The sequence below is a fragment of the Chrysiogenes arsenatis DSM 11915 genome, from assembly GCF_000469585.1.
GTDB classification, from domain to species: domain Bacteria; phylum Chrysiogenota; class Chrysiogenetes; order Chrysiogenales; family Chrysiogenaceae; genus Chrysiogenes; species Chrysiogenes arsenatis.
Genome location: NZ_AWNK01000007.1, coordinates 128,374 through 155,358 on the forward strand (window position 1 = coordinate 128,374; position 26,985 = coordinate 155,358).

Genomic DNA, 26,985 nt, shown 5'->3' on the forward strand with positions numbered 1-26,985 from the left:
CTTAGAATGTGCGTATTTGTTCACAGTATCCGGCATAATTTCTTTGAATTTCACTCATGCTGTCGCCGCCGAATTTTTCGAGCATCAGTTCGGTGATGACAATAGCACAAATCGCTTCGCCAATAATGGAAGCGGCGGGAACGGCGGTGACGTCGGAGCGTTCAATCGTCGCTTTAAAAGGCATTTTGGTTTCGATATCGACGCTGGGCAGTGGGTTGTAGAGCGTTGGGATCGGCTTTTTGGCGACGCGGACGACAATCGGCATACCGTTGCTCATCCCGCCTTCAATGCCGCCCGCACGATTCGTGGTGCGGGTAAACTGCCCATCTTCATAGGTAATGGCGTCGTGTACTTGGGAGCCGGGGACGGCGGCAACGCCAAATCCCATGCCAACTTCTACCCCTTTGACCGCTTGTAAACTCATTAAGTTTTGTGCGAGTTTGGCATCAAGTTTGCGGTCGTAGAAGGCGTAATCACCAATCCCCGCTGGGACGCCATGAATAATGACTTCAAAAATTCCGCCGAGGGTATCGCCGGCAGCACGAGTTTTATCGACGTATTCGCGCGCTGCTTCGTCATAACTACTATCAAGAAAACGGACAATACTCTGGTCGGCAATCGCGTTGATCTCCTCTGCCGCCACGTCGGCGCCGTTTTTCGGGCATTCCAGTTCGCCTAAACGGATGAGATAGCTTTGCACGGTGATGCCAAAGGTTGCCAGAAACGTTTTGCACAGCGCGCCAAAGGCCACGCGCGCTGCCGTTTCGCGCGCGCTGGAACGTTCCAAAACGTCGCGCACGTCGCGCAAGTTACGTTTCAGGCATCCGCCAAGATCCGCATGGCCGGGGCGTGGGCGCGTCACAGCGCGATCCGGTTGTTTGTGCTCCGCGCTGGCATGCATCATTTCCGTCCAGTTTTTATGGTCGTTATTCCATACGGCTAAGGTAATGGGCGAACCAAGGGTTTTCCCCCAGCGAATGCCGGAAAGGAAATCGACCGTATCGGATTCTATTTTCATCCGTCCGCCACGGCCATAGCCCATTTGGCGACGTTTGAGTTGTTCATTGATCGTTGCTGCTTCTACCGTGAGTCCGGCGGGAAAACCTTCGATCATGGCAAATAATCCTTTGCCGTGTGATTCGCCGGCAGTCAAATAACGCATGGCTACTCCTCTTTACCCTTCTCTTTCGTCGCAAGTTTCGCTATTTTACACAGGCTTTATGACTGGTGGCAACGACGAAATCGATATTGGAGCAACATGAAGATTTATCAGCGCTATGTGTTGCGCGAATTTGCCCTCTTTTTTCTGGCCGCGTTTGTATCACTTGCCATCATTTTGACGCTGAATAGCGTGCTCAAACTCTCCAGTGAGTTGTTGGGAAAAGGGATATCGCTTTTCGATATCCTTGCGATCCTTCTCTACACGTTTCCGCAAACAATTTTCATTGCGTTGCCGATTGCGGCACTTATCGGCGCAGCCGCGATGGCTGGCGTACTGGGACGCAATAATGAGCTGACCGTACTAATGGCGAGTGGCATTTCGCGTATGCAGTTGATGGCGGTGGTTGGTGCAGTGGCTGGTGGGTTGGCAATTTTTGGCATCGTGAATAATCATTATTTGATTCCGCAAGGCGCTGAGCGAATGGGGCGAACGGTTAACGCCGCTGTCGCGAATCTGTCGTATGAATCGCTGACGCCGGGGGTTTTTCGTTCTGTCGGGGATGCGGTTCTCTATTGTAGTCGTGTGGATCGTGAAGGGCTGCACGATATTTTAGTGGCGACGCCGTCGGTCACAATCAGTGCCCGTCTTGGTCAATTAGTGCGCACGCCACAGGGGACATCATTGTTACTGTTCGATGGGAGCGTGCTCGATAGTCGCCAAGGAACTGACTATATCCGCTTTTCTCGTCATGAGTTCCCTTTACGTATTGAAGGTATTGGTTTGAATCGTTCGCACCATACCATCACCAGTGTTGAACTACGCCAACGTGAAGATAGTGGTGCGGTGCTGCAGTTTCATAAGCGGACGACGTTTGCGCTCGCGACCTTGTTCTTTGGTGTGCTGGGGTTCCTGATCGGAACGCCGCGCATGCGCAGTGCGAAGAGTAGTGGCGTGCTCGTGGGCATTGGTGTTGTGGTGATTTTTCACTTACTCCGTTCGCTCTCGACTTCGCTGGCAAAAGGTGGAACGCTGCCGCTCTGGTGTGGCGAATGGGTGCCACTCATCGTTTTGGCTGGTGTCACGGTTGGCACGGGCATTCTTGCGGCGCGGAGGTAACGTGATTCTACAGCGCTATTTGCTGAAACAATATTTGGTGACGCTCGCACTGACGTTGGTGGCGTTATTGTCACTTTTTCTGGTGATCGATTCCGTTGAGCACTTTGATGAGTTATGGCTCCTGACATCGTGGTTTTCGGTGGTGCGTTACTATGCTTCCGCGACAATTTTCGCCCTCTATCAGTTGCTACCGGCGGCGGTGCTGATTGCGACGATTCTTTTCGGGACGCATTTAAGCATCACGAATGAAATTAAAGTATTGCTGGCTAGTGGGCTTTCGCTGAGGCGTTTGGTGGCGCCGGCCGCGGTGTGCGCCTTTTTTTTGATGTTGGGTCACTTTGCGCTGGGCGAGGTGAATTATCGCATGGCCATGCCAGCGATGAAGTCCACGCTCAAATATGAGGCCAAACAGGTGCAGCCACTTTCGGAAGTGGTGGGTGGCAATCTGTGGGTGCGCAGCATTGACGGCAATGAGTTCGCCGTTATTCACCGCTTTAATCTTTCGCTTCATATGTTCCAGGGGGTGGAAGTCTTCACGCTGCGCGATGGCGTGATTGTGCAGCGTATCGATGCTGCGTCAGCGAGGTTGTTTGCTGACGGCATGGAATTGCACGATGCCCACATTGAAAGCTTTACTGGTCTCGGACGACAACATGTTCCTTCGCTGACACTCCCGTTTCTTGGTGTTGACGGCGCGGCGCGCGCGGTCGGGCGTGAGTTGCAGGAGTATAGTTTTAGCGAATTACTGGAAGACTTTCCGTTGGTTGTGGCGAGTGGTCAGGAATGGGGGCGATTTGTCGGGGAGATGGGGGCGCGCTTGTTGGCATCGCTGGCCGTTTTACTCTTGTTTCTTATTGCGATCCCTTTTGGAATTACGTTGGAGCGCTCAGGGGGGAAAGCGTTTGCGGTGGCTCGTGGGCTTGGGATCGCCGTGATCTACTACCTGTTAAGCCACCTAACGGCGGCGCTTGGGAGTGCGGGAGCGTTATCGCCGTGGTTGGCTCCGTTTCTCACGTTAGCGATTTGTCTTGGTGGTGGGGTGTGGTTGTTTCGTAAAATCCTTCACGTATGGTGATGAAGGGCTAGAGTAGCTCGTTCATGTCTGTAATGGTGAGTGCTGTTTTGGGGATCTTTTCCCACGAAAATCCAGCAATCAGCTCTTGGGCGCGGCATGGTTCTCTTCGATCTCGCAAACCGGCTTTCCACCCGAGATATCCCATCAGCGTGCTGGCGGCAAGCCCTTGGTGGCGTAGCGCCTGAATTTCCAGTGAGGCATGGCGCTTGGCCAGCCGTTCGCCGGTCTGGTCGATCAGCAAGGGAACGTGCGCGTACTGTGGGTGGCGATAGCCAAGGAGCTTTTGCAGGAAGAGTTGCCGTGGTGTGCTGTGCAGCAGGTCGTCGCCACGAACAATCGTGTCGATCTGCATGGTTTCGTCGTCCACAACAACTGCGAGCTGATACGCGGTGACACCATCGGAGCGCTGGAGCGGGAAATCCCCGCCGCACTGGGCAAGGGTGTAGTGGCACTCGCCATGAATCGCATCGCAAAACGTCCACATTGTTTCATCAGTTTTGACGCGCCAAGCGTGGCGACGGTTTTCTGTGGCGTGCGAGTCTCGTGGCGGGCGGCAGGTGCCGGGATAGTCGGTGTATTCGCCTCTATGTGGTGCTCCCGCAGCTTGGCGCAACTCTTTGCGGCTGCAATAGCAGGGGTAGGCGTGGCCGCTCGCGATCAACCGCTGGAGCGCCGCTTGGTACTGTTCGGCGCGCCGACTCTGTTGGTAGATGGCGGGATCGCTTCCGGCTCCCCCTTCATCCCACTCTATGCCAAGCCATTCCAGATCACGGTAGATGGCGTTGGTGTATTCAGGGCGCGAGCGTTCGGGGTCAAGATCTTCGATTCGCAGCACCAGCGTTCCCTGCTGCGCTTTGGTGGCGAGGTAGCACAGCAGAAACGCCCACGCATTACCAAGATGCAGATAGCCCGTCGGGCTGGGGGCAAGTCGGCTACGCATAGGTGCTACGACTTATCCAGATCGCTACGGGCGATGACGGTTTGCACAAGCCGCTCGCAGATAGTGAGGAAGATGACGACGCGTTCAAGGTCTTTGGTGTCTTCGTGGAATACCGCTTCGTGGCCGGCAAATGGCCCATCAACAATGCTGACCGCTTCGCCTTTTTTGAACGTAATAATCAGGCTGGTTTCTTTGTCGGTACGGCGCCGTAACTCTTCGATAAGTTTTTCGTCAATGGAAGCAGGCATATCGCGAAAACGGACGATATTAGCGACACTCCGTGTGTAGCTAACGGCACGGAAATCATTCCAGTAATCAAATTTCACAAACAAATAGCATGTAAAAAGGGGACGTACTCTTTTTTTACGCCGGTCATAAAATTGCGGAAAAAAACACTCGAATCCTTGCGAACTGAGGTTGGCCTGAGCAATATGCTCGCTCAGTGGTTTTGTGCGAATAACGTACCAAGACTGACTCACGATGCTTCCTCTTTAAAAAATGTACTGCAAAATTCCGATCCCCATAAGTACCCCGAATCCCAGAAAAACGTAACCGCTTAATCGGTACAAGGCGAAGATATTCATGGTAACCAAATCTTTGAAGGAAATTAAAATATAATTTGTAATGATGACGGCGAAGGTGAAACCTAAGATGACCGAGAGGCTTTGTTGGTAGTAGAGCGCCAGCGAGGCAACGACGGATTGTGTTTTATCGCCAAATTCGGTGATAAAACAAGCCAGTGCACAGGTGTAGACGGGGTTATGGAATTCGTAGCGAAGTTTTTTGGAGATGACATTGCCGGGCGGTCGGGAATTCAGCGCCATATACCCTAAAGTACAAAAAACCACAAAGCAAAACAGGGTGGCGACAGCACTGGGAACCATTTGTCCGGCAAATTGTGCGAGCACTATCATGGGGACGTTGGCGAGTAAAATGCCAATAGTGGCGCCGGAAAACACGGCCGATGCGCTGTAGAGCGTGAGCAGGAAAAGAATCATGATTTGCGATTTGTCGTACATTTCGGCAGGAAAGACGAGGGTGAACGCCATGATAAATGGCTCATTGTATGGAATATCCATGCCTGCTCACCCCTCTATTACAGAATGCGGCTGCTCGCTTACCGAGAAGCGAGCAGCACGGCACGCTTACTATTAACGAGATGGCAGGGCGCTGTCAATCGCTTGTCGATTAAATCCGCCAGGAATAACTTTGCCGTTGATCACGACGACTGGGGTTCCTTGCCACCCTTGGTGTTTGGCAAAGGCAATGGTTTGATCGACGTACATTTGCAGTTGGGCATCGTTCGCGGCGAGATATTCCGCAACTTTTTTCCGCTCTCCAAAATTTTTAATCGCTTCAAGAGCCGCCTGTTGCGCCTTGGCAGGTGATTCGTTGACGACCTTCAGGTCATACAACGATTTTTGCAGTGCAACGGTATCTTTCATGCCGCTCTTTTTTGCGGCCAGAACAACCTTGGCGAGCACGGCTGAGTTAGGCGCGATGGAATAGTGTTTTTTATAGAAGACAACGTCTTTGCCCGCCTTAGCAAGGAGATGCTCGAAGGCGCTGCGGCAATAGCGGCAGGCAAAATCGCTGTACACGATAACGGTATTGGGTGCACCAAGTTCACCGGCAACGTAGTCATCACTGGAAGTGGTAATTTTGAGGGGTGGAGCATATTTGGCTTTTACGGTGCCGACAACGTCTTCTCTGGTGCGCAAATCAAGGGCTTGTGAAATCATAATGTTGCCGTCCGTGATTTCATCGATGCGCTGTTCGTTGACTTGGCCATTTTCGGTCCACTTGGCATCGACGACAAGGTATTGAAACCCTTCGATGGCGGGGTTTTCTTGAACTATTTCAAAGCAACTGTTGGCGGGAAAGAACCCTTTGAGGTTAGCCGTGAAGGTTTGTGTAATCGGTGATTTTGGTGCTTTGGCTTGATCGCAGGGTGAAGTTTGCGCGTAGGTAGTTGTGTTCGCAAGTACAGCGGTGGCGAGTGCCGTGTAGAAAAAACCTGACTTGAATTTCATGGATACTCTCTCCTCGAATGATTTTGAGCGAAACCCTTTCCCTGCATGTAACGTGCCTTCACCAAAAAAAGCTGAAGGGAATAGCGTCACTGCGGAAAATGGTCAGTGGCTGAGTGGCTAAAATACTCACAGCGTGCAAAATTTGCGCAATAAAAAAGCGCTGCCCCAGTAGAGGGAGCAGCGCTTTGCAAAAGCAAATCCTATTGCATGGCAGCGATGGCCGCGTCGTAGTCAGGTTCTTGTGTTACTTCAGGAACCAGCTCGGTGTACGTGACGATACCAGAGGCGTCGATGATAACAATTGCTCGGCCATACAGTGCCGCCAGTGGACCATCAATGATCTCAATCCCATACGCTTTGCCAAAACCATTGGAACGAATTCCGGAAACGGATTTGACATTTTCGATCCCTTCTGCACCACAAAAACGCTTGTGGGCAAACGGAAGATCCATTGAAACGCAGAGTACTACGGTATTAGCGAGTTTGGCCGCTTCGACGTTAAAGCGACGGACAGATGACGCGCACACGGGGGTGTCGATGCTGGGGAAAATGTTGAGCACAACGCGCTTCCCGCTGAAGTCAGTAAGCTTCATATCCGCAAGGTCAATGCCAGTTACGGTAAAAGCGGGAGCTTGAGAGCCAACGGCCGGGAGTGTGCCACATGTGTTGATCGGGTTCCCTTTAAGAAGAATTTGAGCCATAGATGCCTCCTGATTCTTTAACTGTTACCACAGCGGTGTGTGGTGACTGATGCCAGATTTTTATACGCAAGTCTTTGGTGAAAAGCGAGAGAAAATAGTAAACGCTACGAAAACGTTAGGTTTTCCATTTTTCATGACGACGCTTGGCATATGCACGGCTTACGCGCCCCGTAAACATCGATGGAAACAGCGGCCAGTTGGCCTTTACCAGAAACGCACCCAGATGCGCCAAAAAGAGCAGCAAAAAGGCTATCGTCGCAAAGGTATGTGTGTACGTGACATACATGAGGAAGTCGGGCGGTACAATGACATTACCGATGTTTTTATAGGTTTTTATCAGTCCTGTGATGATCAAGACAAAGCTGACGATGGCAATGGCGGCATAGGCCAGTCGCTGTTCGGCAAGGAATTTTCCGTGTGGTGGTTCCTCTTTGCCCGTCGCCATTGCTTGTATAATATGGATGCTTTCTTTGACATCTCCCTTTTGCGGAAGCGCGGCAAATTCACGTCTACGCCAGTGGTATACGGCGTGAAAGACGGAGCCCAGAAGAAAGAAAATCGCTGCAATATAGTGGATTTGCAGGTTAATTTCGTAGTTTGATGCCCACGAAAGGCCAGGGAGTTGGTCGACCATGTATCGTTTATACATTGGCATTTCTCCAAATCCGCTGAATATCAGCACAATGCCGCTGAGTGCCACCATCCAGTGAATAATGCGTACGGTACGACTGTGGCGGATAACAGTATCTTGTTGCATTTACTTTTCCTCCGCTTTTTTCTCTTTATTGGCTGTTGCCATAAAAGCGCCAACGGCACCAATAATTGGGGCTAACAATACTGCTTTGGCTTTCCCTTCGTGGGTGATGAGCATATTGTCCGGTTGGTGCAAACGCATAACGCTTTCAGGCTGTTTTGAATGCGCAAGAAGTGCTGCGTCGATTTTTTCAAAGGGAACCTTAGAGACGTAGACGGTCGAGGTACCCCCGTTTTCCTCTTTGCCGTAGAGATACCCTTGGTATTCGTTCGCGAGCGCTTCCGCTTGCGCCATGATCTCGTGGCGCGTGCCGATAGTTAACGCCTGTTTGGTACAGGCGGGAATGCACGCGGGCTGTTCGCCAGCGGCCAGCGTATCTTTACACAGGTCGCACTTAAACATAACACCACCACCAGCGGGTAATGGGTCGAGCATCTGGTAGATGCCGACGCCCGCTTGACGTTGCGGAACATCCCACGGACATACGGTGCGGCATTTTGCGCCGCCAAAACAGAGGTCAGGGTCGATATCGACCATCCCTTCAGGGTGTTTTTTCATAATACCAAAGGGGCAGAGTTTGGCGCAGGGAGGGTTGTCGCAGTGCATGCAACGCCGCGGGATGGCTATTTCGTGCTCTACCCCCGCATGTTCAACCGTAACATGCTGCACGAACGTCCAGTTATATGGAGTCAAACGATTCGTCACGTCGCGTTTTTGGCTCCAATCTTCAAAACTCTTTTGCGGCCAATATGGCTTGAGCATGGCTGGATTTGGTTCTGGAAAGCGATGCTGATTGGCGGTGCGACAGGCGCGAACGCAATCGGCAACATCTTGACCTAGGCAGCCATCACATTTGGTCAAGTCAATAAGTGTGGCATACGATTGATCGCTAACGGCGGCAATGGACTTCTGAGGCGCCAGCAGCGTGGCGCTTGAAGCGGCAACGACGCCAGCAAGAAATGTGCGGCGGCTAAGTTTCATGTGAGCTTACCTCGGATTATATTTAACGAATTGGTTAAATACTATGTCGGTGGTGGCATTGTCAATAGATATTCATCATTGATACGTTCTTGGGAGAGTGCTAGAAAACATCAGTAGCAAGCTTTTTTACTCATGAGCGATAATGGCGTGAGAAAAATTTTGGAGGGTGCTTCCATGCGCGCGATGAAAATATTCGCTTCAGCAATTGCGGTTCTTGTGTTGTTGATTGGAGCTACATTGGCGCTGGTGCTGAGCCCGTTTGGGCAGCAAAAAGTGGCGGCCTATACGTTAGGGAAGCTTCACGAAGAGGTGGAGTTACAACTTTATTTTGAACGATTTACCTACACGCTAAAAACATTTTCTCTGATTTTGCGTGATGAACGAGGTTCGCGTGTAGTGTTGGATGGCACGTTTACCTTTGCGGGTACGGTAGATGCGGAGTATCAGATTGCGATTGCCGAGCTGCAACCGTACGAAGCGTTGCTGAAAACACCACTGTACGGATCGCTTGCGGTGCAGGGAACAGCAAAAAGAACCATGCAGGGGATCAATGTCAATGCAGCTATTCAGGCATTTGCAAGCCATATTGACCTTGTAGCCTCGCTTGATGCGCAGTCGCAGCCGCAAAAACTTTTTCTCAAATCGGACTCTATTGTCATTGAGAAACTCCTCGCCTTTCTTGGGCAGCCAATCTATGCGACAGGGGTGCTGTTAGCCGATGTCGATCTTGATCTTTCCCATGCTGAGCGGCCGTTGGGACAGTTTACGCTTGAAAGTAAAAATGTAATTCTGAGCAGTGCTTTACTACAAGAGCACTTTCAGGTGAAGCTCCTGTCCAATTCGCCGGTGCATTTTACGGTGCAAGGGACGACGGAAGGGACACAACTCGCGGTTATTCCTGCTATTCGCTCATCGTTTTTCACCTTGCAGTCGCCCGGTGTTCGTATCGACATAACGAGCGGCCTCGCACAAGGGGAGCTGGCGATGGTGTTGCAAAATATTCAGTATGACCAGTGGAAGTTACCCGCAAAAACGCGTGTCGATGTGAGCCTTACGACTCAAGGGGCAACTCAAAACGGGGTGCTGGTTTCTGATCTCTTTGGCGGCACGAGCCGGATTGAAATGTCGCTGCCATCTGGCCAGCCGCGCGTTCTTGATGCCGTGAAGTTTGATGTAAAGCAGCTCGACATTGCGCCGGTGCTGGCATTGGCAGGCTATCCGCAGGTTGCCACTGGAAGGCTCGACGTGTCGGGAACTCTCAGTGGTTTTTCTCATGGGAGTATTCGTAGCGATATAGAGGCACGTTCCGCAGCATTTACGCTGAATCAAAAAGCTATGAACGAACGGTTTGGCTTGACACTAGAAAAAAATCAAACGTGTACGCTTGACGCGAACCTGACGCTTGAGAATGGCACGGGAACCGCGCAGGTTGAGGTAAAGAATCCGCACTGGCGTATTGCTGCACCTACGATAGAGATCAATACGCACGTGTCACGTATAGCAACTCCGTTTGTGGTAGAGGTCACTCACCTGGCTGCGGCAGGGCTGCTGGCTTCGCCGCAACTGCAAGGAGCGGTTTCTTTTGCGGGAACGCTGGCGCATGAAAAAGGGAAACTTGCATTGGAGGCAAAAACAGAAAGTTTCGGTGGCACCCTTTTGCTTGCATTGAAAGACGAACGGGTGCAAGTGACTGGTAGAGCTGTAGAAGCGGCGAAAGTTGCCCATATGTTCCGCTATCACGATATTGTGCGCGGTGGTGTTTTGCACACGACGGTAGATCTTGCACTGGTTGGCAAGGATGCGAACGAAATTCGAGCGGCGCTTGATGGCTCGGCCGTGATTCAGATGCAAGGGGTACAATTGGTCAGTATCGATGTGGATAAAGTGATTCAGAGTTATGAAAACTCGAATAAAATCGATTTATTTGATGTTGGTGCTTTTGTTCTGGCCGGGCCACTTGGGGCGGCAGTTACGAAAGGTTTTGATTTTGGTTCACTGGCGGGGAACGCGTTGATTACAGGAAGCACGGTGATTGATACGTTGCATGCCGATATTCCTATAGGAAAAGGGTACGGAACGTTGCGTGATGTGGCCTTTTCCACTCCGAAAAATCGTGTCGCTCTGAAGGGTGGGCTCGATTTCCGGCAGCAACGGTTTGACGCTGTTTCGATTGCGGTGTTGAACAACAAAGGATGCGCAACGTTTGTTCAAGAGGTAAATGGGCCATTTGATAAACCAAAAGTGGAGGCGGGACGATCATTGATTGGCGTAGCGGCGAATCTCGTTGGTTCAATTTTTACCGGCTTGCGCGACATGATTCCCGTGGCGCAGGGGGAATGTGTCGTTTTTTATACGGGAAGTGTGGCGCATCCGAGTGGAGCAAAACGCTAAGTGAAGGTAAAAAATTTACCTCAGAGTTTGGTAGGCAAATTTCTATTACTAGCAATGGTATGCTCTTTCGGTTATTATCTACGCCCTTGAAATGAACTGATCAGCACACCTCGTGTGTGCCTTTGGAGCGTATCCATGTTGCATTTTCTCTTTGGCAAGAAAAAGCGAGTATTTTTTTCCCTTACTATCATGCTTTTGTTGATGTTGATCTCTTTGCAACTGGCAGGAAAAATATCGCCTGCCAGTCCGCTTTCTAAGATACTGGTTCCGTTGGTCGGCCCGATTCAAAGTGGAATTATGCACACCTCGGATTTTTTTGGAAACATCTTGAGTCGTTATGTTTTTCTTAAAGAAGCTGAGCGAGAAAATGAAAAATTGCGTGCCGAACTCAATCAAGCAAGGTTGGCATTATTGACATTTCATGAAGTTCAGCGCGAATTGATGGCGCTCCGCGAACATTTCCAATATGCAGAAACCTCTGAGTTCCCATTGCGTTATGCACGAGTTGTCGGGCGCAACCCTTCTCCTTGGTTTTATACGCTTATTGTGAATATTGGAAGCGAGTCAGGCATTGTCGCGGGTATGCCGGTGATTAACGAGCACGGGGTGGTGGGGCGTGTCATTCACACGTCGCTTGGCTATTCGCAAATTCTTACGGTGCAGGATCCTAACTTTGCTGTCAGTGGTGTGTTCGCTGAAAGCCGAGATCCGCTGATTGTCGTTGGTGGTATCGATGGGGTGCTGTCGAGCAAATATCTGCGCGTCCGGCATAATGGACAAATAGGGGAAATGGTTCATACCAGTGGCACCGATACGGTTTTTCCGCCAGGCATACCGATTGGCCGCATTACAGCATTAGAAGATGGAAGCGACCTGTTTTCGCAGGCGACTATCGCGCCATTCATTGACGTGCAGCATATCGAAAGTGTACTGATTATGCAGTATCTCTCACCTGAATATACGGGAGTTGACCGGTGAAAGCCGCCATACACTTTGTCGTTTTTTTTGTGCTTTTTGCTTTGCAATCGCTCGCATATCCGCATGAATATATCAATGTTGATCTAACGCTCGTCTACTTTATCCTGTTGGTAAGTCTGCTTGAAGCAAACGAGGCGATAGCACTTGGTTTTATCATTGGCATTATCGTTGACACCATGACGGCCAGCCTGATTGGTTTGCACACTATAACGTATGGCACAGTTGCTTATATTGTCACCTCATTGCGCTATCGCAAACTTCTGACCCAAAAATTCGAATTCGCTATTGTTCTGGTCTTTACCTCGCTTGTCCTTGCCTTTCTTCAATTGGCAAGCACGGCACAGGGGACATTTGGGTATATGAGCGAATGGCACACTATCTTTGCGCCAGAGACTATTTTTAAAATCCTCATTCAGGCATTGCTGAGTGCGATTGTGTTTCTGATGTTCTGCAATAGTGTTATCCGATTCCATAACGGGATCGAGGCGATTTTGGGTTCAAATGATCGAGCAACGAAGAGAGGGCGCTGATGTACGGCCAGCGCGATACGCTTACCACCTCCCAGCAACGGCTTGTTTTTTACCTTGCGGTTATCCTCGCCGGATTATTCGTGCTTGGCTTTCGGCTGTGGTACATGCAGGTATTGCACCATGAGTCTTTTTTGCAGAAAGCCGAACGCAACCGTATCCGCACCTACGAAATTAAGGCACCGCGCGGGAATATTTACGACCGTAACGGCGAATTGCTTGTTACGAACACCCCCAGTTACAACCTTGTCGTCACCAAAGAAGATGTGCGGGATGAGGACGCACTTTTTGGCTTTTTGCACGACTACTTTGAAATTGATACCCAAGAGTTTCAGGTAACCTATCGTCGAGCACAACGCTTTCAGCAATTAGCCGTCAAGCGAGACATTACTTTCGAGCAGGTCAGCTTTGTCGAAGCGCACCGCTATGAATATCCTGGTTTGCGTGTTGAAGCGGTTTCTAAACGCCATTATGTATATAAATCTTTGGCTGCGCACGTGTTTGGCTATATTGGCGAAATCAGCGAAAGTCAAATGAAGAGCGAGGCGTATCAGGGCTATGCTATGGGAGATTTGGTCGGGCAGAACGGAATAGAGGCATCGTACGAGTCGCATTTGCGGGGAGTCGCAGGAAGTGTGACCTATGAAGTAAACGCGCGGAATCGACCTATTCGGGTGGTGGATCGTGTTGAGCCAATTTCAGGAAAGCCTATCACGCTGGCTATTGATGCCAGATTGCAGCGTAAAATGGATGAGTTTTTTCTGGAGGAATCTGGCGTTGCTATGGTAATGGACGTCGCTACCGGCGAAATGTTGGCGATAGGCTCATATCCGGCGTATGACCCGAATTTGTTTGCTGCTGGAATCAGCACGCAAGATTGGCGTGCCTTGAACAATAACCCGCAGCACCCGTTGCGTGACAAATCAATTCGCGGCACGTATCCGCCGGGAAGTGTTTTTAAAGCTATTACCGCTTTGGCAGGCCTTGAAACAGGTGTGTTGACCGAGCGTTCCTCGGTTTTTTCCTCTGGAGTATACCAATTAGGGAATCGGAGTTATCGCGACTGGAAAAAAGGCGGTCATGGCCACACGAATATTTATAAATCCCTTGAAGAAAGTGTCGACACTTACTACTATCACTTTGGCTTAGAAATTGGAGTTGACAATATTGCCAAATACGGATTAATGATGGGTCTTGGAAAACTGACTGGCATTGATCTGCCAGGTGAGCGAGTCGGCATTCTCCCTACACGGCAGTGGAAGCGGGAGGCACGAGGCGAGCCATGGTATCCTGGCGATACGATTCCTGTATCGATAGGGCAAGGATATGTGACACTAACCCCATTGCAAATAAATGTCATGATGGCGGCCATTGCTAATGGCGGAAAAGTGTTAGTTCCACGTGTAGCGACCCATCTGGACAATACCCAAAGTTATTCTGTGATGTTTGAGCGGGCGGCAGTTCAGGATAAAAATCTCGCGATTATCCGTAAAGGTTTAGAGTTGGTTATAACTGGTGAGCATGGAACAGGGAGGCGGATGGCGCTTAAAGATATTCCGCTTGCAGGGAAAAGTGGTACATCGCAAGTTATCAGTATTCCTCCGGATGAAAAGTATGATGCGGATAAAATTCCAAAAAAATACTGGGATCATGCGTGGTTTTCCGGATATGCCCCGGCGAATGACCCGCGCATAGCAATAACTGTGTTTGTCTTGAATGGTGGTTCAGGTTCGCGAATGGCAGGGCCAATTTTCCGCGACCTTGCCGCATATGCACTTAGGGATTTGCAGATACAATAAGGCAAAAATGCAGAATAAGTTATTGCTCTTATTCCTGCGTTTTTGATAAGTTTGCCGTTGATAGAACACTATTTTAGCCCAGTTGTTACAGTTGCATGGTTGAAGTATTTTTAAGGAGGAGAGTATGGAGTGGCGTAAGTGGCTTGGTGCTGTTGTGCTTGTTGGCGTAATGGCTTTACCTGCGTTGTCATCGCTGGAAGAAGCACGAGTGCTTCGATCGCAGGGGGAGAATGCGGCAGCATTCGACAAGTATCTGGAGGCTGTTTTTAACGATCCTCTTCATGCAGATGCCAATTTTGAACTCGGTATGGTCGCAATGTCTATCGGGCGATATGAAACCGCTGCCGATGCTTTTGAACGGATCTTGATGGCAAATCCCAATTTGCCACGTGTGCGCTTAGAACTTGGTAGAGCCTATATGATGCTCGAAAACTATACCCTAGCGCGGTTAGAGTTTGAGCGGGTATTGGAGCAGCGTCCGCCTGACACCGTGAAGCGAAATGTGGAAACGCTGATTGCGCAGATGGAGCAAGCAGATAAGCGCTATGCATTGCGAGGCCGTTTATCCGTCGGTGGTATGTACGATACGAACGCTAACGTAGCGACATATAACAGTGAGTTACGGTTAGCCGGCGGGCTAGAGCTTCAAAATACCGGCATGCCCCCCCAGCGTAAATGGGCCGATGTGCAGGCGCTTGATGCAACGCTTCAGCATGACTTTGGCCAGCGCGGTGGTGCTGCCATGGAATACAGTGCAGGCGTGACGCGCGTTGGTTATCATAGCAATGCCAGCGAGTATAATGCGGAGATATACTCATTTGGCATTACACCCCTGTATGCTTCCGGCGGGAAGCTTTTTCGTTTTGGCTTTCTGCTGGACGAAATCAGAATTGGGCACGACCATTACGCCCGTTACTACGGCTTTGCCCCATCTTTGTTGACCCCGCTTAACGATCGCTTGGCGCTTTCAGCCAGTGTTTTATTTCAAAAACGCGATGTGACCGACAATGACTTAATGGACAGCACGTACACCGCTTTGGAAGTTGCGCCACGCTATACCCTGCTTGATGGCAAACTGATGCTGCAAATGCGTGGGCGACTTGGTAATAACCATGCAGAAGCGGCAGAAAACAGCTACCGAATGCGCCAAATTGGTTTTGGCGGTTTTGCAGCGCTCCCGTGGCAGTTAACCGGATCAGCTTTCACCAGCTACACTTGGAATCGCTATAAAGATAAAATGGCAGTAGCCGCTACTGGAGCACCTCTCTTTGACGAAGCGCGCCGCGATGAGGAATGGCGCTACAATCTAGGTCTAACCCGTCGTTTCGACTACGGCATGTCAGCCAGTTTTACCTACACGTGGGTTGATAATCGCTCTAACCTTGATATCTATGACTATGACCGTGAACAGTTCATGTTCATGCTCAGTAAGGAGTTTTAGTCATGCGAAATGTACGCGCCATTCTCCTGTGCTTTCTCGTTTTCTTTCTCGCCTGTAAAGTCTGGGCGGCGCCAATTGGCCGTGTTGCTGCTCTCGAAGGGAGTGCTGAAGCAGTAGCCGCAGACGGAGTGCGTCGTGCACTTGCCATCAAAGGCGATATTTTTCAGAACGATACTGTTCTCACGCAACAGAATGGTAAAGTGCAATTGATGTTCACAGATAATTCCGTTTTCACCATTGGGCCGAACAGCGAACTGGTCGTTGACACCTTCGTTTTCGATCCCAATCAAGGGGCGGGAGAGAGCGCCATTCAAGTTACCAAAGGGGCGTTCCGTTTTGTAACAGGAAAAATTGCCCGCAATGACTTTGAAAAAATGCGAGTGAATACTCCGACGGCCACCATAGGTATTCGTGGAACGCTCGTAGCGGGCAATCAGATAGATGGCGGAGAATTGCAAGTTGCCCTCCTTGGCGGGGCTATCGCGGTGGCCTCATCTCAGGGGGCGGTTGAAATAACTACACCTGGGTTTGGTACCTCGGTAACCCCCGGAGCCGCACCGCAAATTCCTACACAGTGGTCGGCCGAACAACTGAATGCCGTATTGAGTGCCACCGCTTTGGAAGGACAGGAAGGCGGAACACCAGAAGGTGGTGCCGAAGGCGGCGATGCTGCTGATGGCGAAAATGCCGATAACCCAACACAGCAGACCGAAGGAGCGCAACAACTGGCCAATCGCGATGCCGTAACAAACAGCGATGGCTTTAAAGAAGCTTTTAAACGCGAAGCCCTTTTAGAAGGGGGACTTTTTCTGTATCGTGCAGAAAGCACCCCTGAAAAAGCTCAAGGCACCATTATGGGAAGCTCGAATAACTGGGGGAACTATTTCCTTGCCTTTGATGTTGCCGGATTTGCCGATAACTTAATCTTTAATTCGAATACCTATGTTGCTGGCAGTGGCAACTTCTCCCGCACGCCGCTGGTATTGCCTGAAACCTTCTTCCGTGGCGATGAGACCATTTCTTTGACCGACGCAACTGCCTATACCGATGGTTTAGGGCAGTTTTTCTGGTTACGCCAGAACCAAGACGAACTCAAATTTCTTGCTTGGGCAGGCGAAGATCCTAGCAAGACTTACGCTATGGCCGATACTATTCGTGTCTACCATCTCGATGCAATAACCATAGGAACCGACGAAAATGAATATGAGAGTGTTATTGTTTTGCTTGATCCCCATACAGGGAAATCCATTGCCATTGCTAAGGCCAATAACGGCTTTTCAAAAAGCTTTCTAGGTCTTGGCGAGATGCGCGACAGTCAAATCAGTGACGCAGAGATAGACGATGCGGAACGCCGTGTGATTACCCTTGTCCATGATGGCTCACTCGGCACTTATACCCTGTATGGTGCGGATCTCCAAGGTATAGGTGGCGGCTACTACGCGTCCACTTTCCAACTCTATGGTGCTGGGTTGTGGGAGACAGCGCTACATAATGGTAACGATACTATCCTGCATATTTCCCCCGGAGTCTTTACGGCGGGACTATTTGCTTTGGAAAATACTGCGATGCTTAACGCTTACAGTAAAGCAGCTCCTGAGGTGCTTTCAGAATATCTCACTTGGGGCGCATGGTTGGGCAGTGCACCTGCAGAGGAAGGTAATGTTACTGACTTTCGCGCACCGTGGATAGCAGGCACCTTGGCTACCCAAGAGGTACTTGCTGGCAAAACTACGGCGGCATATAGCGGCACAGCCTATGGTACAGCAGTTATTGGCGAAAATATGTATGCGCTTGAAAACATCATGACAACATCTATTGACTTTGCCAGTAAAAATGCCACGACTACGCTAAATAGTGCGAGTACAGGTGAAGGATACGGCCACCTTGAGGCGACCTATCAGTCAACCCTGACCGGTGCCGTCCTTGCCGGATCATCCGTAGCCGGTTTATTAGGTGTAAGTGGTGAATCAGCATCAGCCATCACTGGTGGCGCCTTAAAAGGTGGCATTTACGGCGATGGCAGCGTGATAGGCGGTATTTACCAAGCAACCAGTAGTGCTGGCACGGCCAGTGGCGTGTTTGGTGGAATGCTAACAACTCCAAATCCTCAAGACTAATCTTTGCATAGGAGTAAACCATGAAAGTGTTTTGTAAAATAAGTATCTTCCTTTTGATAAGCATAATGATTCTTGCTGGCTGTGGTTCTTCTGGTGGTGGTGGAACTGGTACTGGTGGTGCTGGAAGTGGCTCATCGCCAACCGGTGGTGCTGTGAATGAGCAGCAAAAAACGGTTAACATTGGTAATTAACACGTTACACAAGGAGTCACGCATGTTACGCACTATTTTTGTCTTCACTTTGCTGATTTTTGGCGGATTCGGACTGGCACACGCCGCTGGCTCCTACGCGCAGAAATATATTTATGTTTTCGACATTACCGGTAATACCGTTCAGATTACGAACTCAAACCCTGCTCTTGACTCTGGCGAATTTGGGGTCAACGGCGCGTGCGCTCCGAACTACTACACTCCATTTAAAGATGGAGTGCTCGATACAGGCGAATGCGTAAATTATGGCGTCGCCTATGATTCAAATGACAAGTACCTTTTTGCCTATGGACACACTACGAGCACAGCCAAAGACCTTGTTTTGGTTGAAAAGCATATTCCGGTTAATGACAGTGGTGAGCCTGTTGGGAGGGTTTCTGTCAAGCGATTAGTTGTTGCTAAAGGGGCGTATGCCGATACAAGCGATTTGCGAGGACAACATGTTGATGAAATGAGCCAAATAGTAACGTGGATCTTGCGTAAGTATAACTCAGATAACGGACTTATGCTTGAACTGAATAGCCCAAATTTTGATAAACTGACAACAGATGTAAAGGCCCTTTTTCAGGTCAACACGTTGGAGGAGCTTAGCGACGTAGAAAAAGCCCAGCGGGATGAATTATACCGCACATTTAATTTTCAAAACATAGAACAAAGCGACTTGGCCGAAGGGAGTGTAGCATTCATTGCTATCTTTGATGCTGTTCACACTCTCTTAAAAAGCGCTTATAGCGTACGTTAACGGAAAGGAGCCTTTATGCGAATGCCCACTATTTTCCAACAGTCGCGGCCATTGCGGTTACTCATTTTCGTAATGCTATTGTGTTTTCTCAGCACATCATCCGCGTTTGCTAATCTTATTAGTGACCAGACTGCAACATTGCAGAATATGCTGCGTAATTCCCCCGATCCTACAACCCTTGGCGTTAACCTTGGAGCCTTTGCACAGTCGGTAGAAGTTGAACGGGCGGCCGCCAGTTTTGATACGAGCGACCGCTTTCGGATAAACCGTGACCTTGGTGATGAAGTTACCTTCCGCGTAACAAGTATTAACCGAACAACAGGTGTAGAGAATGTAGTTGCCTTGGGCAACGATGGTGACACTGTCGAGATCTCACCACCCGTAAGATATACTATTTCCTCTAATAATACGCTGACACTTGACACCGACCACCTTACATCAGAGCAACTCTACACGGTGAGTTTTATCCGTGATGGCATCCGTCGGGCACAAATCACATATATTCAACCGAACACTAAACCCATTCTGCGGACACAAATCCTCCAAGGTGGGACAACTCCAAATACTGGTGAAACCATACGGGTATTAGGTATGGCGTTTACCCGTCAGGATGCACTCGGGATTGACGCGGTACAATGGAGTGTTAAAAATAACTCTGGAATTATTGCAAATTTTAATACCACGGCGAAATTGACATCGTTCCGATTTGATACACCAGATAGCTACACTTTGATGTTTGCAACGACTACTGGCACGATAGATACTATAGAAATCCCTATCACCGTCTATGCCCCGCAACAGCCACGGTTGATAGCGACTCTTGCCGGAGCACCGACAAAAAAAGGTGATACATTTGAGGTGAATTTTACCGGATTATCGATTGACCCTACGGATTCTGTGGAGCTACAGTTCATCAAACCAATATTAAATAGCTCTCGAGTGAATTTTTCTGCGGGAAAAATTTCTCATACGGTTGACACCGTTGAGCCGGAATACCTTTTCCGTGCGGTAGCTATAAAAGCAAATGGATTGCGCGACACCTCGGAAGTATTCCGGATTACCATGCCAGTGCCGCGCGCGTACGCCAAAGCACTGCCAGATGCCGCAGTCCTGAAAACCGCAGACTCTAACCAAACGTACCAATTACGAGCGCAAACCGCCCGTGTCGACAATGGTACAGCTGTTATTACGTGGAAAGGGCAAGGGGTATCTCGCACCGTGAGTGGCTGGCAAGTCAACGTTGGTTCGCTTGCACCGGGAACATATGAATACCAATTAGAAGTTGCTGTTCAGGGGCGAGCTGACATTGTTGCTCGTGACACCTTCCGCCTTAGCGTTCTTGAATCGGGTGCGCCTCGCGTTACCCTGAGTGCGGCGAATCCCACGCTTTACATCACCGACGGTAGACCTGACCTTGGCTTTGTACTCCAAGCCACTGCGATACATGGAACTGCCAATGATAGCGGCGATATTGTCCTGAGTTGGGATTTAAGTCAGCTGAACAATGTCATTACCGCTAGCCCAAGTGGTTCGCAGGTAACAATTATACCAATTCGCGAGGGTGCGGCGACGATTGCCGTCACTGCGCAAGCTCTAGCAACAGGTAAGAGCACGACGGTACAGGCTACTGTCAGAGTGCAAGAACGGTATACTGACCGCTCTCGCCCCGTAGCGAATATCGATGCGCCATTTGAAATGCGGGTTATCAGAGGAACAGCGTTGACCCTGAGCGGAGCGCGCAGTTACGACCCAAACTTGGAGCCGCTCACTTACGCGTGGAATTTGATAGATAGTGCTGGAAATTCGGTATCATTAACGAACAACACAGGCACAAGCATTACACTCCCAAGCTCACTCACTGCCGGAACCTACACCCTGCGCCTGACTGTGAATAATGGGAAAACAGGAGAAAATAGCACCGCTACAACAACTCGCCAAATCATCGTTTTTGAACCGAGTAAGCCAGTTGTGCAGCTCACTGCGCCCGGAACCATCCAGTTGGCAAGTGGGGTGATTTCTACCAATGTTTCTATAGGAGTGAACAGTTACTACATTGACGAAGCAACTGGGGCGTATATTCCTCTGGCAACGACTGTTGCTATTGGATCGGTCACTAAACAGCTTAATAGCACGACGAAGAGTACACAATTTGATTCACTTTCCACAGGAACCTATACTGTTAGTGCAAGCGCTGAAAATAGTGGGCAAACGACTACCAGCACGCAAACAATCAGAATTGTAGCTGGCTCAGTGCTGCACATCCCAAGTGAAATGTATTTGCGGCCAGGGGATACACTTTCTCTCACCCCAATGATTTTTGGGGATTCCGCACTTACCGCAGGCAATGTTCTCTGGGGTGTGGATCGCGCTGTGCTGCAGAATTTTCCGCAGTCTGGCAATGTCTCCTATACAATCCCATCTGGAATCACTATTCCTGCCTCTGGATTGTCTATCGTAGGCACCTTGCAAAGTGGTAGTGAAATCTATGATTCCAAAGAAGTCAAACTCTACGTAACTGGCGGCTCAGTAGCGCCTGTTCCAACCTACACACTTGGTGTTGTGAGTGCCAATACCACACAGGGAACAGCTACCGTTAACCAGAGTTCCGTGAGTCACAATGGTAGCGCCACATTCACGGCTACACCGAATACCGGCTATTCTTTCGTGAACTGGACTGACGGAGCAACGGCGGTGTCGACGCAGCCTGTATTCACACTGGCTAATATTACCTCGAACCGTACGCTAACGGCTAACTTTACTCCACTCACCTATACAGTTGCTGCTACCAGTGCCAATGCCACACAGGGAACAGCTACCGTTAACCAGAGTTCCGTGAATCACAATGGTAGTGCCACATTCACGGCTGCGCCGAATACGGGCTATGCCTTCGTCAACTGGACTGACGGAGCAACGGCGGTATCGACGCAAGCCACTTTCACTCTTACCAACATCACGGCAAACCGTTCACTGGTGGCCAACTTTGCCCCAATCGATTTGGGCGACACGTCGCTTCCGCCATTTATGGTAGGGCTTATTGGGCCATCGTTCCTTTCTCAGAGTTCTTCACCGGCAACGTATACGCCGCAGGTAGAAATTAGTTGGGGCGGGCGGAATTCTTCGGAATACAGCGTAAGCTATCTGGCCACAATTCAAAGTGTTGAAGGCTCTCCTGCGACGCTCACGTCATCAGCAGGACCTTTCACTGTTGATCCGGCAGGGTATGATACCGGAGACTACTCAATTGGCTATCAAGTCACGATCAGCCGAGGTGAAGAAACTCAAACAGAAGCTATGGTGCTTCCGCTTACAATCTCTTCTCCCCTTGACTCAACCGAAGCGGAAATGATTCTCCTGAATGCCGAAGAAGCGTTGCGTTACGGAAATCTTTTTGAATTCGGCAGCACCGTTCGCGAATATCCATATCTCTTTATGGATTCGTCAGATCCATCCCTTTCATACATGCTGCTTGCCGCCAACGCTCTGAACGTTGTTCATCGGCCCGAGTGGAAGGTGTTGCATGGTCTCCACAAACGAATGCTCGGCTTCACCCTCTTTCAGCGCCCTGAAGCTGAAATAGGCGAGTGGATCGAGTTTGAAAATACCGGCTGGGGCTTACTGGTTAACCCCGTTGGCAACCTCGTGTGGCCGCATATGCCCGAAGGAGACTATGACTCAACCGTGGCGTATACCATTGACACCACCGATACTGCTGATTTTGCTGGACTCGTGCAGGCACTTCAGCAACTGCGCGGCGTATTAACCAATACACAAACCTTTGCTAGCTCCTTTGAACTTGGCCATAGCTATGACGGCCATTTCTACAGCACCATGGAAGACTCTTATGAAACCGAACCAACCATGCAGTACGCCCTTGTCGACACCCTTGACAAAGTACTGATCGCTAGTGCCATTGACGCCTTGATCGGTGAAGCCCGCTACCTCGCCGCGCATAATTGGGTCAACGTCGGCGAAGCGATTGGTTACGCCCGCGCCCTAGCGTACGATACCTTTGACGCCAGCAAGTTGCCGATTGTCTCTCGCAGTGGCGATGTTGAAGCGGCCATCAGCGCTATGAGCTTAGGGTATGGCGCACTCGGTGAATTTTTACCCGAATTGATCGCAACCCGCACAGAAGGAACTTGGACGCTCCCAGAGGACGTAGAACCCGCCATTTCTATCCCTGATAGCGCCGAAGCGATGCTGCTTGGCCTCTTTGCACAAAATTGGCAAACCCTCTTCGGGTCGACCAGCAGCTTTAGTCAAGGGATACCAACTGCCGCTGCGGAGCAAATCGTCCGCTTTGATGTCATTGCTTGGAACCCCTACTACTATGATTCAATGGAAAACATAACGTATGAAACCGTCGAAATCCAATTCGACACCGTAGAGTTCGCTGCAGGCACCGATTTTGCCGGACTGCTGCGTGACAACTCGCTGCGGCAGATTCTTGAAGCCAGCGTTGGCGTTGGTGACGCTACCCTGAGTGGTACGCTTCCCTCTGGTATTATCACAGCCGACGGCTTTAACTACGGCGCAACCACCGTGGCTAGCCGTACCGAGATATTCCACTTTAAAGAGGACGAAACGCCCGGCCAGGTGACGTACTACGATGACAGTTATCCCGATCAAATGTATCTCGTCGCCTTTGACGACGGGGATGGATATGTGGGCGGAGAGCGGACGAGCTATGTAACCGTCTTTGACTACAACGGCGGCAGCATCCTCAAGCGCCACACCCTGAACACCTCTATCTATCAGCCCGGCCTCTACGGCATTGACGCCGTGCGAGTCACCGCGTACGACGCCCTCTTGCGTGCCGGAACCAAAGGCGATCTCTACATGGATGGCGGCATTGAGCGCTACCAGTGGTTCAACACCGGAACACGGAATGATACGAAATCATCCGACCCGCTTGCCATCGCAGGAGGTGGCACCTACCTTCAAATGAACATTGAACCAGAGATGGGACACCAATTTGAAGTAAAAAGCCGCGCTCTCGTCCATTACGACCAAACAGCTGGCAAAACATGGATGTGGTTGCCAAACTACCTCACCCATACCGTTGAAGCGCACGAAATCGCTGCGACCGCTGACAGAAGTAAAGTGTACGTTGGCACCAGCGACAGTAAGAATTACCTGACCATGGAACTTAGTGGGTCTGCACTGACAATGGAGCTGTACAGCATAGACTCCAAGGAAGCGCCAGCTATTAGCGCCCTGTGGAGCGGCACGTTGCCAATCGACGTGTACAGTAGTGCCAATATGACATATGCTCGCCAATTCCCTATTGGTACAACACGTTGGTTCTATAACGGTTATAACCGTATTGTGAACCTGAACGACCAAACGCAGATGCGGACACTCAATGTGAATGGTTCCATCTACAAAGTCGCCCGTGATGGCAATGTCCTTATCTATCGTGATGATAATGGACTCCGATTCTACAATGTTGCGACAGACAGCTATGGTGTAACCGTAGAACTTGCCGCATGGCCATCGTACAGCGATGCCATCTCAGTTTCGCAGGGCGTACTCACCTATCGCTCGAATGAAGCCAATTTTGTTGGCTTCTATGACACACAAAGCGGTATGCCACTGGGCGCAAGCTACGTGAACTGGGAAGATCGCGTATTTGTTATGCCGCAAGGCAAGGCGCTTATCTCTAACTGGGATTACCTCAGATGGGTTGAGTTGAGTGCTACGACACCGCCGCCTTCTGGTGACGCACTGTATTTCAGCACACCGGCGCCATTTACTTACCCACTGAACGTCAGTGTTGACTCGGTTGAGCTGCAACTGACCTTCGGGCTTAGTCGACCACTCGAAGGCTCCGAGCACATAGCGATGCGCTACATCCTGAGCCAAGACAGTGTTGAGCTAGCGAACGGCGTCGAAGGATTTATTTATTCCAGTCCACACACCCTCGTCATTCCATTCCCAAGTGGTGCGGTGTCTGAATCTCTGCCGATCCTAGCTCAGGTTTGGACGCGCATAGACACCGACGAAGACCCAATGACGTGGCTTATGGAGCACGCCGAATCCTTTGAGATCTGGACAAGCGGTGGTTCTTATGAACCACCAACTTTTAATGCCGATGCCGTTGCCGGGCAAACGTTTTACATCGTGAACTTTGACGCCACTGGGTATCATGTCGTCACCTTTAATGTCGATGGCTCTATGATCGACACGTGGGAAGATTCTAATGGAATGACGTTTACGAACATCCCCGTTGCCTATGTCGATGGACGGTTGGAGTTTACCCTTGATGGTATTAATAATGTGATGCAGATTCAGACAGCAGAAGAAGGGGCATTTGTCGATATCTTCTGGACGGCAGGGATGAACTCAGGCTCAACGACGATCTTCTACTGGGATTGGCAAGCACAGAACTTTGTTGATGCCAACGGTGGCGGAGGAGGCGTTACACCGCCATCGAACGATATTGTTCCGCCGATGCTCGCCGCAGGTGGTATCGATTCGAGCGGGTTGACACTCACATTAGCTTCTGCCAGCGACACGCTCGTATTGCCGTCTGACTCTATCGAATGGATGGGGATCATAGATTCCCAAGGGTCGTATGATTCCACCTATGTCACCTACTCTGTGTTCTTGTTTGTTGATAATAACTCGCCTTTCCGCTTTGTTAAGCGTGAGCAGATGGCGGGGCTTGTGGTGCCTGGGTATGTTGACTCCTTGACCTTTACGGGTTTGCCCGCAGGTTCGTTGTGGTTGCCAAGTCTTGGTGCCGGAGTAGACACGTTTGATATGTCTACCTTGCCAAGCTCAGGGAGCTACATGCCGATGGTGCTTTACTACACAAACGTTGATAGTACAGATTTGGTATTAGCATTCGCTGAAATGGATATCGAATTAGGCTTGCCGGCAATGGATAATCTCGTTGGTGCGATGGCCGATCAGATTTGGATGACGGTTGGCGATGTCCCCATTATTCCATTCCGTGACCTTAGTATCGGTGTTGCCGTCAACGAATATGGGGCTTGGGCGCAGCTATTCTGGGATCCTGCGATAGTGGCTAATACTGTTGTTGTGCAGATTGGCGATGGCGACTGGGTGCCATATCCAAACAATGGATATATGGAGCATATTGTGGATACGGCGGATTACACCTCACAAGCCATCTCGTTTGCTGCGTATCCCGTCGGCAGTAGCGTACCTCAAATCTATACAACGACACTGCCAAACTGGGCTGACGTGAGCACAGCGCTGTCGTTGCAAATTGGGCAACCAAATTTAATAATGACAACAATTGAGGATGATACGCCGGCGCTGGTAGTAATGGGCTTAGATCTCGGTGGCGATTCTGTCGACCGTATCCATAGCTTCTTTGGCGCCGATTATGATGGGACACCGTATCAGTTCTCTATCGAAAGTTATTTGGGGATGATGTTCACCGAGTATGGTTACTTTGCCGCCAAGGTGCCAATGATATTCTATGAGTTGTATGGTACGCAATTTATGCTGAATCATGTTTCAGCGCTTACTATCCTTGGCAATACTGCAGTTGTGAAAGGGCATCCGGTAAGTAATGTTTCGGCAACTTACTGCCACCCTGAAGACCTTGAGTGCATGGAAGGAGGAGAATACCCTTATCCTGGCGAGGGTGGATACTATAACGACGGCACTCTTGACTCGTCCACGATGAGTAGTGCGGGATTGGTAGCGATTCCTTCAAGTACCAATGGCACTATCAGTGATGGCAGCTATACTATTTATCGCATTGAAGTGCCGGCAGGTGGTGGTGACTTGCTCTTGTATACAACCGGCGACATCGATACCTATGGTGTGCTGTACGATCAGGGTGGGAATATGGTTGCGTACAATGATGATTTTAATGGCCCGAACTTTAGCATTATGCAGACCGTTGCGGCTGGCACGTACTATATTAAGGTGCGTGGCTATAGTTCCTCTGTTTCAGGGAGCTATATGCTGGAGGTTGAGCTGAGCATGGGTGTCAACTGATCAAACTTAAAAAGCCGAGCTCGCCAGATTTTTTCCGGC

At 50.1% G+C, this 26,985-nt stretch carries 19 protein-coding genes; 11 read left to right on the forward strand and 8 right to left on the reverse strand.

Going from position 1 to position 26,985, the window contains the following annotated elements:
* Position 1: 1 nt before the first annotated feature.
* On the reverse strand, positions 2-1,162 hold the full coding sequence (gene aroC / locus P304_RS0106145) for a chorismate synthase (protein ID WP_027389824.1): 1,161 nt from the start codon (positions 1,160-1,162) through the stop codon (positions 2-4).
* Between the two features lie 96 nt (positions 1,163-1,258).
* On the opposite strand from aroC, the gene P304_RS0106150 reads away from it, so the two are divergent.
* Together P304_RS0106150 and P304_RS0106155 are read left to right on the forward strand one after the other, a co-directional pair.
* The gene (locus tag P304_RS0106150; protein ID WP_027389825.1) at positions 1,259-2,278 is read left to right on the forward strand and encodes an LptF/LptG family permease; all 1,020 of its coding nucleotides are present in this window, start codon (positions 1,259-1,261) and stop codon (positions 2,276-2,278) included.
* 1 nt (position 2,279) lies between these two features.
* On the forward strand, positions 2,280-3,353 hold the full coding sequence (locus P304_RS0106155) for an LptF/LptG family permease (RefSeq protein ID WP_027389826.1): 1,074 nt from the start codon (positions 2,280-2,282) through the stop codon (positions 3,351-3,353).
* 7 nt (positions 3,354-3,360) lie between these two features.
* Here P304_RS0106155 and gluQRS read toward each other — a convergent pair whose 3' ends face one another.
* The 7 genes from gluQRS to P304_RS0106190 form a co-directional block, all read right to left on the reverse strand.
* Entirely contained in the window at positions 3,361-4,293 is a 933-nt protein-coding gene (gene gluQRS, locus P304_RS0106160; protein WP_027389827.1) for a tRNA glutamyl-Q(34) synthetase GluQRS, read from the reverse strand.
* A gap of 5 nt (positions 4,294-4,298) precedes the next feature.
* Positions 4,299-4,772, reverse strand: coding sequence for a transcription termination/antitermination protein NusG (gene nusG / locus P304_RS0106165; protein ID WP_027389828.1), 474 nt, complete (start codon positions 4,770-4,772; stop codon positions 4,299-4,301).
* Between the two features lie 12 nt (positions 4,773-4,784).
* A complete protein-coding gene (locus P304_RS16090) occupies positions 4,785-5,372 on the reverse strand; it encodes a TMEM165/GDT1 family protein (protein WP_027389829.1) in 588 nt (195 codons plus the stop codon).
* Between the two features lie 72 nt (positions 5,373-5,444).
* Positions 5,445-6,326 carry a DsbA family protein gene (locus P304_RS0106175; RefSeq protein WP_027389830.1) on the reverse strand — a complete coding sequence of 294 codons (882 nt, stop codon included), beginning with the start codon at positions 6,324-6,326 and terminating at the stop codon, positions 5,445-5,447.
* Between the two features lie 200 nt (positions 6,327-6,526).
* A complete protein-coding gene (gene tpx, locus P304_RS0106180; protein WP_027389831.1) occupies positions 6,527-7,027 on the reverse strand; it encodes a thiol peroxidase in 501 nt (166 codons plus the stop codon).
* Between the two features lie 115 nt (positions 7,028-7,142).
* Positions 7,143-7,784: a formate dehydrogenase subunit gamma gene (locus P304_RS0106185; protein ID WP_027389832.1), complete on the reverse strand. Its 642-nt coding sequence runs from the start codon at positions 7,782-7,784 to the stop codon at positions 7,143-7,145.
* A complete protein-coding gene (locus P304_RS0106190) occupies positions 7,785-8,762 on the reverse strand; it encodes a 4Fe-4S dicluster domain-containing protein (RefSeq protein WP_027389833.1) in 978 nt (325 codons plus the stop codon).
* Positions 8,763-8,936: 174 nt separating this feature from the next.
* Here P304_RS0106190 and P304_RS0106195 point away from each other — a divergent pair, with 174 nt between their 5' ends.
* From P304_RS0106195 to P304_RS0106235, 9 genes are all read left to right on the forward strand, one after another.
* On the forward strand, positions 8,937-11,153 hold the full coding sequence (locus P304_RS0106195) for an AsmA-like C-terminal region-containing protein (RefSeq protein ID WP_027389834.1): 2,217 nt from the start codon (positions 8,937-8,939) through the stop codon (positions 11,151-11,153).
* 135 nt (positions 11,154-11,288) lie between these two features.
* Entirely contained in the window at positions 11,289-12,131 is an 843-nt protein-coding gene (gene mreC, locus P304_RS0106200; RefSeq protein WP_027389835.1) for a rod shape-determining protein MreC, read from the forward strand.
* Positions 12,128-12,661: a rod shape-determining protein MreD gene (mreD, locus tag P304_RS0106205; RefSeq protein ID WP_027389836.1), complete on the forward strand. Its 534-nt coding sequence runs from the start codon at positions 12,128-12,130 to the stop codon at positions 12,659-12,661. The genes mreC and mreD overlap by 4 nt, the downstream gene beginning before the upstream one ends.
* On the forward strand, positions 12,661-14,457 hold the full coding sequence (mrdA, locus tag P304_RS14340; protein WP_051321466.1) for a penicillin-binding protein 2: 1,797 nt from the start codon (positions 12,661-12,663) through the stop codon (positions 14,455-14,457). The genes mreD and mrdA overlap by 1 nt, the downstream gene beginning before the upstream one ends.
* 124 nt (positions 14,458-14,581) lie before the next feature.
* A complete protein-coding gene (locus P304_RS0106215) occupies positions 14,582-15,898 on the forward strand; it encodes a surface lipoprotein assembly modifier (protein WP_027389837.1) in 1,317 nt (438 codons plus the stop codon).
* 2 nt (positions 15,899-15,900) lie between these two features.
* Entirely contained in the window at positions 15,901-18,015 is a 2,115-nt protein-coding gene (locus tag P304_RS16095; RefSeq protein ID WP_051321467.1) for a FecR family protein, read from the forward strand.
* Positions 18,016-18,035: 20 nt separating this feature from the next.
* The gene (locus tag P304_RS17030) at positions 18,036-18,206 is read left to right on the forward strand and encodes a hypothetical protein (RefSeq protein ID WP_160165020.1); all 171 of its coding nucleotides are present in this window, start codon (positions 18,036-18,038) and stop codon (positions 18,204-18,206) included.
* Between the two features lie 22 nt (positions 18,207-18,228).
* Positions 18,229-18,966, forward strand: coding sequence for a hypothetical protein (locus tag P304_RS0106230; RefSeq protein WP_027389838.1), 738 nt, complete (start codon positions 18,229-18,231; stop codon positions 18,964-18,966).
* A 147-nt stretch (positions 18,967-19,113) separates the two neighbouring features.
* The gene (locus tag P304_RS0106235; RefSeq protein WP_160165021.1) at positions 19,114-26,946 is read left to right on the forward strand and encodes an InlB B-repeat-containing protein; all 7,833 of its coding nucleotides are present in this window, start codon (positions 19,114-19,116) and stop codon (positions 26,944-26,946) included.
* Positions 26,947-26,985 lie beyond the last annotated feature (39 nt).

Bases quoted from the DNA above. Each gene is read 5' to 3' on its own strand.
- P304_RS0106230 (WP_027389838.1), top strand. From the start codon at position 18,229: ATGTTACGCACTATTTTTGTCTTCACTTTGCTGATTTTTGGCGGATTC.
- mreC (WP_027389835.1), top strand. From the start codon at position 11,289: ATGTTGCATTTTCTCTTTGGCAAGAAAAAGCGAGTATTTTTTTCCCTT.
- P304_RS0106235 (WP_160165021.1), top strand. From the start codon at position 19,114: ATGCTGCGTAATTCCCCCGATCCTACAACCCTTGGCGTTAACCTTGGA.
- P304_RS16090 (WP_027389829.1), bottom strand. From the start codon at position 5,372: ATGGATATTCCATACAATGAGCCATTTATCATGGCGTTCACCCTCGTC.
- P304_RS0106195 (WP_027389834.1), top strand. From the start codon at position 8,937: ATGCGCGCGATGAAAATATTCGCTTCAGCAATTGCGGTTCTTGTGTTG.
- P304_RS16095 (WP_051321467.1), top strand. From the start codon at position 15,901: ATGCGAAATGTACGCGCCATTCTCCTGTGCTTTCTCGTTTTCTTTCTC.
- mrdA (WP_051321466.1), top strand. From the start codon at position 12,661: ATGTACGGCCAGCGCGATACGCTTACCACCTCCCAGCAACGGCTTGTT.
- P304_RS17030 (WP_160165020.1), top strand. From the start codon at position 18,036: ATGAAAGTGTTTTGTAAAATAAGTATCTTCCTTTTGATAAGCATAATG.
- P304_RS0106190 (WP_027389833.1), bottom strand. From the start codon at position 8,762: ATGAAACTTAGCCGCCGCACATTTCTTGCTGGCGTCGTTGCCGCTTCA.
- P304_RS0106185 (WP_027389832.1), bottom strand. From the start codon at position 7,784: ATGCAACAAGATACTGTTATCCGCCACAGTCGTACCGTACGCATTATT.
- gluQRS (WP_027389827.1), bottom strand. From the start codon at position 4,293: ATGCGTAGCCGACTTGCCCCCAGCCCGACGGGCTATCTGCATCTTGGT.
- aroC (WP_027389824.1), bottom strand. From the start codon at position 1,162: ATGCGTTATTTGACTGCCGGCGAATCACACGGCAAAGGATTATTTGCC.
- P304_RS0106215 (WP_027389837.1), top strand. From the start codon at position 14,582: ATGGAGTGGCGTAAGTGGCTTGGTGCTGTTGTGCTTGTTGGCGTAATG.
- P304_RS0106150 (WP_027389825.1), top strand. From the start codon at position 1,259: ATGAAGATTTATCAGCGCTATGTGTTGCGCGAATTTGCCCTCTTTTTT.
- P304_RS0106175 (WP_027389830.1), bottom strand. From the start codon at position 6,326: ATGAAATTCAAGTCAGGTTTTTTCTACACGGCACTCGCCACCGCTGTA.
- tpx (WP_027389831.1), bottom strand. From the start codon at position 7,027: ATGGCTCAAATTCTTCTTAAAGGGAACCCGATCAACACATGTGGCACA.